A 7,944-nucleotide genomic window follows, 5' to 3' on the forward strand; every position below is an offset into this window, starting at 1 on the left:
GCGGATGGGGCGGGGGCGCGGCGGGATCGGCCGTCCCACGGGACGGCACGCCGCGCTTCGCGCGGGCGATCCCGCCGCCGCGCAAAAACCCCCGCCGCTGTATCACAGCGGCGGGGGTTTTCCGTATTTCCGGAGCTTCGCGGGATCTATCCGCGGCAGAATTTCTCGACGTAGTGGTCGATCGCGTTCTGGACGATCTCGATCGCGGTTTCGGGGCCGGCCACCTCGTTGACGGCGGTCTGTTTGCCCTCGAGGGATTTGTAGACGCTGAAGAAGTGGCGCATCTCGGCAAAGACATGCTCGGGCAGCTCGCTGATATCCCGGTAGTGGTTGTACATCGGGTCTTCAAAGGGGATCGCGATGATCTTCTCATCGTTTTTGCCGTTGTCGATCATCGAAATGACGCCGATCGGGTAGCAGCGCACGAGGCTCAGCGGGATGAGCGCCTCGGAGCAGAGCACCAGCACGTCGAGCGGGTCGTTGTCGTCGCCGTAGGTGCGCGGGATGAAGCCGTAGTTGGCGGGATAGTGGGTGGAGGTGTAGAGGATCCGGTCGAGGATGATCAGCCCCGTCTCCTTATCCAGCTCGTACTTGTTCTTCCCACCCTTCTGGATTTCGATCACAGCGATAAAGTCGTTTTTGGTAATGCGCTTGGGCGACATGTCATGCCAAATATTCAATCCGATAACCCCTTTTCAAAACTTCTCTAGCCCTGTAGCGTCCTGTCAGGATGATTTTAGCACACCGCGGCCCAATAAGCAACCTACCACTTGGTTTTTGTCTCCACGACCTTGCCCACGATGGTGAGCCGGTCGATCTCCCCGCCGATGAAGACCTGCGTCTGGTAGGCGGGATTGAAGGGCTGCAAGATCACCGCGCCCTCCTTTTTGAGCACCTTTTTGAGGGTGCCCTCCTCCCCGTCGACAAGCACGACGGCCAGATCCCCGCTTTCGACGTCGGGCTGGCTGTGGACGAGCGCGAGGTCGCCGCTGCTGATGCGCGGCTCCATGCTGTCCCCGCGCACGATCAGGTAGAAATAGTCGCGCGGGTTTTTGACGTTCGCGGGCTCGCTGCCGTAATCCTCCTCAAAGGCGTAGGCGTCGTAGCCCGCCTTGACGGTGCCGAGCACCGGCACGAGCACCTCCGCCCCCGGCCACACCGGCGCGGAATGCGCGTCGTCCCGCCCGAGCAGGCCGTCGGCCGATACGCCGAAGAGGTCGGCGATTTTGCGGAGCGTGCCGGGGTCGGGGGTGGAACGCCCCGTCTCCCACTTGCCGACCGCCTGCTGGCTGATGCCGAGCTGCGCGGCCAGCGCGCCCTGCGAAATTTTGCGCTCCTTGCGAAGCGCCCTCAACCGTTCGGAAAACATCGATCTTCTCCCTTTCCCGGCGCGCGGGAGGAACCCGTTGTCCGGCCCGCGCCGCCGTCCCCGCAACCATTTATACTGACAGTTATATTTTACATCAATAGGTTGTATCTGTCAATCCAAATAATCAAAAAAGTTGTAAAACAGCTTGACAACAACCATTAGTTGTTGTATATTGAAAATACAAACAATCGTTGTTTTTCGGCAGTCCGGACGCCTCCTTTTCCGCGCGGGAGGCCGTCCGCCGGGAAACGGTCGGCGCGGAGGAAGGAAGGCATCCGGATGAAACTGTTCTATCATATCCGCTATCTGTTCCAACTGCTTACGGTGGTTTCGGCGTTTTTGGTCCTCGGTTCGCTCGGCGCATGGGAGACGGGCGGCATCTCCCTCTGGGAATGCATCCTCCAGCTCGTCGCCTTCACCGCGATCGGCGTCTTCTGCGCGCGGGCGGGCTCCAAGAAGCCGGCCCGGCGCCGCCATGCGCCGGCGCCCCCGACGCAGGCCGCGCAGGCGCGGCCTGTCCGCCGCCGCGTCGCCGCCGCGCACGCGGCCTGAACCGCGTACCCGCACGCCGCCCGGCGCCATCCTGCGTCCGCGGCGCGTGAAAAAGCCGCGGGAATCCCGCGGCCCTCCTGCTTTTGGCGTTCCCTGTGGATACGCACTCCATGTCTTTACACGCCCTCCAAATCAAAGGGGGGCGTGTATTCTTCTTTTGCGGAGCTTTTCTCCTGCATGTAGCCGCGGACGCCCAGCTCCCGCGCGCGCTCGAGCACCCTGCGGTATTCGTAGCTGCTCAGCCGCCGGCCGAGCTCGGGGAACTCCCCGCTGCGGTAAAAGGGGGTGTACTGGCTCATGACGCTCACACGGATCTCCTCCAGCGGCAGGTTTTCCGCGATCCATTCGAGCACCGCGATCGAATCGTGGAGCCCGCCCGGCAGCACGAGATGGCGGATGACGAGCCCCTTTTCGAGCAGCCCGTCCACCCCGAACCGGACGGGTCCCGTCTGCCGGAACATTTCGGCGATCGCGGAGGACGCCGCCCGGAAATAGTCGGGCGCGCCCGAATAGCGCGCCGCGCGCGCCGCGTCGGCATATTTGAGGTCGGGCAGCCAGACATCCGCCACCTTCCCGAGCAGCTCCAGCGTCTCGGGAGACTCGTAGCCGCCCGAATTGCAGACGACGGGAATTTTGAGCGCGGGGCGGGCGCGCTCCACCGCCTCCACGACCCAGGGCGCCCAGTGGGTGGGGTTCACGAGGTTGAGATTGTGCGCGCCCTGCGCCTGCAATTCGAGAAAGATTTCCGCCAGACGGCCGACGGAGATCTCCTTCCCGAAGTTTTCCGCGCTGATCCGGTAGTTCTGGCAGAAGCAGCAGCGCAGCGGGCAGCCGGAGAAAAAGACGGTCCCCGAGCCGCGCGTCCCGCTGATGCAGGGTTCCTCCCACTGGTGCAGGGCCGCGCGCGCGACGCGCGGGAGCGCGCCGCCGCCGCAGAATCCCCTTCCCGTCCTCCGGTCGGCCCCGCAGGCGCGCGGGCAGAGGGTGCAGTGTCCGAGCCTCATTTCCCTTCGCCGAGCAGCTCCCGCTCGATGAGCCCGGCCGCGTAGATCACCAGCTCGCGGCAGCTCTTTCCCTCGCCCGCCTTGCGCCGCTCGATCAGCTGACGGCAGGTGGTGCTGCCGTTCTCCGCCTGGAAGATGCTCTCCAGCTCCTTGATCCGCGCGTAGGTCGCAGCCTTGGTGAGCCCCTTCTCGGGCGAGCCGCCGCTCCCCTGGAGCCCCGCGAGCATATAGACCGCGCTCGTCGCGCCGCATACGCCGCTGTGCATGCCGCCGATGCCGCCGCCGAAGCCCTCGGAGATTTTGAACGCCGTCTCCCCGTCCATGCCGAAGAGGTCACAGTAGGCGCAGAGCACCGCCTGCGCGCAGTTGTAGCCCTGCTTATGCAGCGCCACGGCCTTTTCCACTCGATTTTCCATCTTTTCGCTTCCTTTGATACGGTTGTCCTTTGCCGCCGAAACCGGCGGGATTGATCATAAATGCATGATAGCCGCTTCGGTTATTATACCAGCCCGCGCCCCGGTTGTAAATCGTCCGGCGCGCAAAAAGGCACGGGGCCGCCCATCGGCGGCCCCGTGCCTTTTACGCTGCCCGCGGTCCGGCCTCAGAAGAGCTTCCCGAGGCTGATATAGTTCTGAATCAACAGGCCCAGCTCCTCCTGCCGCTCGGCGGGAAGCTCCTGAGCCGCGAAAAAGCTGCGCTGGAGCGCCGTCAGCCGCCGGTTCTCCGGGGACATCAGGTCCTCGTCAAAGAGGCGCATGGTCTGGAGCTTCAGGCCATCCGCGATCTGGTCGAGCGTCTGCACCGTCGGGTTGCCGTTGACCCGCTCCAGCCTGCTTACGCAGGCGGTGGTCATCCCCGACGCGAACGCCAGCTGTTCCTGTGTCATTCCAAGGGAAGTGCGTACAAACCGGATGTTACGTCTGATTACCTCGTTGCTGTTTGACATGCGTCCACACCCCTTTTCGACATCATAATACATTTTTCGACCCATTTCAAACTACCATAGTTCTAGATGTATGTTACCAGTATTAAATGTATTTTCTATTCGTGTAAAAGCGCCTATCAAATTTGTGCATCATTTTTTGGAACCGGTTTTTTCTACAAAACAGCCGCTCGCAGGAAAGGCAAATTATACTTTTATTATAAGTTTTTCATGACCACAGTGGAAGCCCTGCGCCCCATCTTTTCCGGAAAAATTTTTCCCAGTCTGTCCGGAGGCCGCCGCGCATATCTTTAAACATGTAAAAACCTGACAGGAGGGACCCCCATGAGCGATCAGAACGCCATCCTCTACGCGGCGCCGGAACCCTATCCTCCCATCCGCGTGGAGCGACCCAATCCCCGTTACGCGCAGATGCTCCAGGCCAATTTCGCCTCCGCGGGCAGCGAGCTCACCTCGATCACCCAGTACACCTACCACAGCCTCGTACTCGGACGCTCCGCGCCCGAGGCCGCCGACGCCCTTCACCACATCTCGATCACCGAGATGCACCACCTCGACATCTTCGGCAGGCTCGTCCTGCTGCTCGGCGGCGACCCGCGCTACTGCTCCCCGCGGCAGGGCTGCCCGGTGGCCTGGAACGGCAATATGGTGACCTACCACGCCTCCCTCTGCGAGGCGGTCCAAAGCGACATCTCCCTCGAGCAGGCCGCCATCCACACCTACCAGTACCAGGCGGCGGCGATCGAGGACTGCTATATCTCCGCGATGCTCAACCGCATCATCCTCGACGAACAGCTCCACATCCGCGCCTTCCGGCGGATTCTCGAAAGCTGCTGCTGACCCGCTTGCATTTTCCGGAGGCTGTGCTATCATATTCCCAGAATCCCCCTCGGAAGGAGGAACGGCATGGTCTGCCCTTACTGCAAAAAACGCATCCCGCGCAAAAGCGCCTACTGCCTGCACTGCGGCGCGCCCCTCTCCGCCCCCGCCGGGGCGGACGCCCCTCCGGTGCGCGCCTGCATCCTCTGCGGGCGGCCGCTGCCCGAGGGCGGCGTCTCCGACCTGTGCGACGCCTGCCTGCGCGGGGAAACGCCGGGCGGCGTCCCGCCCGAGCCCGAGCTGCTCCCCGACTTTGACGAGAGCCCGCCCGGCGACGCGCCGAAATCCCGGCGTAAGCTGCCGCGGTGGCTGCTTCCCGTCCTGCTCGTCATCCTGCTCGCGGCGGGCGGGCTCCTCTTCTTCCTGCTGCGCCCCGGCGCGGAAGCCCCGCGGGAGCAGGCCGGCGCGCAAACCGATGCGGAGCGGTACGCCGTCTCCTGCGCGCAGGAGATGGTCCGCGCGCAGGCCTACGACCCCGCCAGCGTCCACTTTTACCAGCAGGGCCTGTCGGTCGACGAGGAGGCGGGCGTCTACACCGTTTCCCAGCGGTTCGACCGCAACACCGCCTCCGGGGAGACGCTCACCGAGTCCTATACGGCAAAGCTCACCCTGTCCGACGGCCTGGACGGCTACTCCCCCCTGATGCTGGAGGTGGGGGGCGGCGTCCTCTACGACAACCGCGAATAACCCCCGCCCGGGGCGGCCAGACGGCCGCCCCGGGCTTTTTTCCCCGCGCGGCGTGCCGACACAAAAAACACACAGGGATCTGTCCCCCGGCGGCTTCCAATTTGGTTATAAGAGTAACCGGAAAGAGAGAGAAACTGGAAACGCAAGAGCAAAGAAGGGGGCATCTCACCATGAAAAAACTGCTCGCACTGCTTCTGGCGGTTGCCTGCGTGCTGTCGCTGAACGTCGCGGCCTTCGCGGCGGCCTACGACATCTATACCGACCCGGTCGTCGGCACCATCCTGAACGGGGACGGCGAATCCGCCTACGATTCGGGCTACGACACCCTGAAGCCCGGCGACGACTACTACTATATCATCGGGCCCTCCTCCGTGGCGGGGTACGACATCCTGACCGACAAGGACGTCGTCCGCTTCTCGATGAAGAAAAAGACCAACGGCAAGCTGGTCAGCGGAGCCGACATCGTGGAAAAGCGCTTCAACGGCACCCGCTACGTCTGCATCAGGTTCTCGATCAAGGACAATTTCTCCGCCGACGAATACAAGGTCGAGATGGAGGCGCAGATCAAGGCGCGCAAGGATTTGATCGTCACCCACTATCCGAGCCTCGGGGGCCGGGACTTCTTCCCGATGTTCAAGCTCGCGGGCCCTTCGGCGCGCAGCGCGGACCTGACGCCCGAACAGCTCGGCGCCGCCTACGAGCAGGCGGTCAAGGAACTGGCCGCCGCGGAAAACAGGCAGAAGGACCTGCTGAAGGAGCTCAAACAGCTCGCCGCCGACGCGGGTTACGCCGCGTTCAGCCCCGGCAGCCCGGTTGAAAAGATCCCCGGCGCCGACGCGCTGAAAGCCGAGGCCGACCGGCTGCAGAAGGTCTATGAGGACCTGAAGGCGCAGTACGACGCGGAGCAGAAGGCCCAGTCGCTCACGGCCGAGGCGGAAAAGCTGCGGCAGCAGCTCGCCGACCTCGACGCGAAGATCAGGGAGGTAAACGACCAGATCGCCGCCCTTCCCACCGAGCAGCCGGCCGACACGTCCGCGCTCCAGGAGACGCTGGCCGCGCTCAAACAGAATATCAGCGGCCTCACCGGAGTGCTCACCGGTTTGGGCGTCGACGTCGACGGCGCGCTGGCGCTTGGCGAAGGGCTCTCCACCGGGAACCTGCCCCGCACGCAGGACCCGAACGCGCTGCTCAACATCTTCGCGTCCGAGAACGCGAAAGAGGACCCGGAGGAAAAGGACGCGGCAGGCGTCAACGCCATCCTGCGGGGGCTTCAGGGCGAGGGCAGCATTTTTAACGATGTTCCCCTGATTGACGACGAGGGCGGCAACTGGGCCGCCGTCGGCGGACAGCTCTGGACGCTGGCGGTTGATCAGGCGGGCCGGATCAGTAGTATGCAGGCGCAGGCCGCGGAGCTGCAAAAACAGATCGACGACGCGGCGCCGCAGGCGGGCAACGCCGCCCAGCGGCAGGCGCTCGAAGGCCAACTTACCACGCTCAACGGCGACAGAGCGAAGCTCGAGGCCCGGTATCAGGAACTCACCGCGGCGAACCTCTCCCCGCTCGGCGCGCCGGTCACCATCGAGCAGGTGAACCGGGCCAAGGCAGACGCCGACGCCGCCAAGGCGAAATCTGACGCCGCGGCCAAGTACGGCGAGACCTACCTTTTGTGGGCGGAGCAGAAAAACACCGTCGTGCCCGCCGCCCAGAAGGCGAAGGACGAGGCCTACAAAGCCTACTTCGAGGGCGCGACCCAGGAGGAGCGCCTCCAGTCGGGCAAGACCTATTACCACGCCTTCAAGCTCTACATCCAGAATGAAAACCGGGTGGACGACGACGCGACCTTCACGATCGGTGAAAAGGGCGTCGTGATCAAGCCGGTCAAAAACGAGCGCAACATCGTCACCTGGGAGAACGCGGACGGGCCGGTCGCCTCGATGACCTTCCTCGCGGATTCGGACGCCGACTACTACTGCCCGCGCCTCTCCACCCGCTGGAACGACGCTGACTACCTCGACTACTTCCACGACGTGGACGCCTACCTCTTCGACTTTGTCGACAACCCCCGCGTCCCGGCGGCGACCCGCCCGACCCTCTTCCTCTACAACCCCTTCGTCGACGAGGACGGCGACCTGACCGTGCGTGAAAGCCGCATCCACGTCTACGAGGTGGACGGCGACGGCGAGCTGATCGACAAGACCCACCTCTTCAACTTCGGGGAAAACGACGACGGCGACCAGGTGCTCTCCATCCGGACCTTCACGCTGGGCACCTACATCGTCTCGGACGGTAAGGCCGACCTGCCTGAAAGGAAGCCCTCCAGCCGCCCGGCCGACGTTGAAAAGCCCACCATTGAAGTCAACAACAACCGGAAGCCCGTGCCAAACACCGGACGCTGACTTTCCTGCCGGGCTTCCGGTCCGTTCACAGCAAAGGGGCGCCCCCGGCCGAGGGCCGGGGGCGGCCCGTCGTGTTATGCCCGTGGACGGGCGGGTGGGGGCGGGGGTGATGCC

Annotated in this window: 9 protein-coding genes; 4 read left to right on the top strand and 5 right to left on the bottom strand. The window is 63.9% G+C overall.

Annotated elements, in window-relative coordinates:
* Positions 1-146: 146 nt before the first annotated feature.
* Both RCI06_RS12435 and RCI06_RS12440 read right to left on the bottom strand, forming a co-directional pair.
* A complete protein-coding gene (locus RCI06_RS12435) occupies positions 147-680 on the bottom strand; it encodes an inorganic diphosphatase (RefSeq protein ID WP_101549682.1) in 534 nt (177 codons plus the stop codon).
* An 83-nt stretch (positions 681-763) separates the two neighbouring features.
* Positions 764-1,369, bottom strand: a complete 606-nt coding sequence (locus RCI06_RS12440; RefSeq protein WP_101549679.1) for a LexA family transcriptional regulator — start codon at positions 1,367-1,369, stop codon at positions 764-766.
* Between the two features lie 279 nt (positions 1,370-1,648).
* Here RCI06_RS12440 and RCI06_RS12445 point away from each other — a divergent pair, with 279 nt between their 5' ends.
* Positions 1,649-1,921 (top strand): hypothetical protein, encoded by a 273-nt coding sequence (locus RCI06_RS12445; RefSeq protein ID WP_101549678.1) that lies wholly within the window; start codon positions 1,649-1,651, stop codon positions 1,919-1,921.
* A 116-nt stretch (positions 1,922-2,037) separates the two neighbouring features.
* On the opposite strand, the gene RCI06_RS12450 is transcribed toward RCI06_RS12445, so the two are convergent.
* The 3 genes from RCI06_RS12450 to RCI06_RS12460 all read right to left on the bottom strand — a co-directional run bounded on the left by RCI06_RS12450 (position 2,038) and on the right by RCI06_RS12460 (position 3,916).
* On the bottom strand, positions 2,038-2,925 hold the full coding sequence (locus RCI06_RS12450) for a radical SAM protein (RefSeq protein ID WP_306576245.1): 888 nt from the start codon (positions 2,923-2,925) through the stop codon (positions 2,038-2,040).
* The gene (locus RCI06_RS12455; RefSeq protein ID WP_277138690.1) at positions 2,922-3,341 is read right to left on the bottom strand and encodes a C-GCAxxG-C-C family protein; all 420 of its coding nucleotides are present in this window, start codon (positions 3,339-3,341) and stop codon (positions 2,922-2,924) included. Before RCI06_RS12455 ends, RCI06_RS12450 begins: the two co-directional genes overlap by 4 nt.
* A gap of 185 nt (positions 3,342-3,526) precedes the next feature.
* Positions 3,527-3,916, bottom strand: coding sequence for a helix-turn-helix domain-containing protein (locus RCI06_RS12460; RefSeq protein WP_306576246.1), 390 nt, complete (start codon positions 3,914-3,916; stop codon positions 3,527-3,529).
* 276 nt (positions 3,917-4,192) lie between these two features.
* Here RCI06_RS12460 and RCI06_RS12465 point away from each other — a divergent pair, with 276 nt between their 5' ends.
* The 3 genes from RCI06_RS12465 (at position 4,193) to RCI06_RS12475 (ending at position 7,830) form a co-directional block, all read left to right on the top strand.
* A complete protein-coding gene (locus tag RCI06_RS12465) occupies positions 4,193-4,708 on the top strand; it encodes a ferritin-like domain-containing protein (RefSeq protein WP_101549671.1) in 516 nt (171 codons plus the stop codon).
* A gap of 66 nt (positions 4,709-4,774) precedes the next feature.
* Positions 4,775-5,434: a zinc ribbon domain-containing protein gene (locus RCI06_RS12470; protein ID WP_306576247.1), complete on the top strand. Its 660-nt coding sequence runs from the start codon at positions 4,775-4,777 to the stop codon at positions 5,432-5,434.
* A gap of 170 nt (positions 5,435-5,604) precedes the next feature.
* Complete coding sequence (locus tag RCI06_RS12475) at positions 5,605-7,830, top strand: hypothetical protein (RefSeq protein WP_306576248.1); 2,226 nt, start codon at positions 5,605-5,607, stop codon at positions 7,828-7,830.
* Positions 7,831-7,944 lie beyond the last annotated feature (114 nt).

The organism is Anaerotruncus massiliensis (ex Togo et al. 2026) (assembly GCF_030825285.1).
GTDB classification, from domain to species: domain Bacteria; phylum Bacillota; class Clostridia; order Oscillospirales; family Ruminococcaceae; genus Anaerotruncus; species Anaerotruncus massiliensis.

Excerpts from the sequence above, each read along its gene's own strand:
- RCI06_RS12440 (WP_101549679.1), bottom strand. The coding sequence starts at position 1,369 with ATGTTTTCCGAACGGTTGAGGGCGCTTCGCAAGGAGCGCAAAATTTCG.
- RCI06_RS12445 (WP_101549678.1), top strand. The coding sequence starts at position 1,649 with ATGAAACTGTTCTATCATATCCGCTATCTGTTCCAACTGCTTACGGTG.
- RCI06_RS12450 (WP_306576245.1), bottom strand. The coding sequence starts at position 2,925 with ATGAGGCTCGGACACTGCACCCTCTGCCCGCGCGCCTGCGGGGCCGAC.
- RCI06_RS12455 (WP_277138690.1), bottom strand. The coding sequence starts at position 3,341 with ATGGAAAATCGAGTGGAAAAGGCCGTGGCGCTGCATAAGCAGGGCTAC.
- RCI06_RS12460 (WP_306576246.1), bottom strand. The coding sequence starts at position 3,916 with ATGGGTCGAAAAATGTATTATGATGTCGAAAAGGGGTGTGGACGCATG.
- RCI06_RS12465 (WP_101549671.1), top strand. The coding sequence starts at position 4,193 with ATGAGCGATCAGAACGCCATCCTCTACGCGGCGCCGGAACCCTATCCT.
- RCI06_RS12470 (WP_306576247.1), top strand. The coding sequence starts at position 4,775 with ATGGTCTGCCCTTACTGCAAAAAACGCATCCCGCGCAAAAGCGCCTAC.
- RCI06_RS12475 (WP_306576248.1), top strand. The coding sequence starts at position 5,605 with ATGAAAAAACTGCTCGCACTGCTTCTGGCGGTTGCCTGCGTGCTGTCG.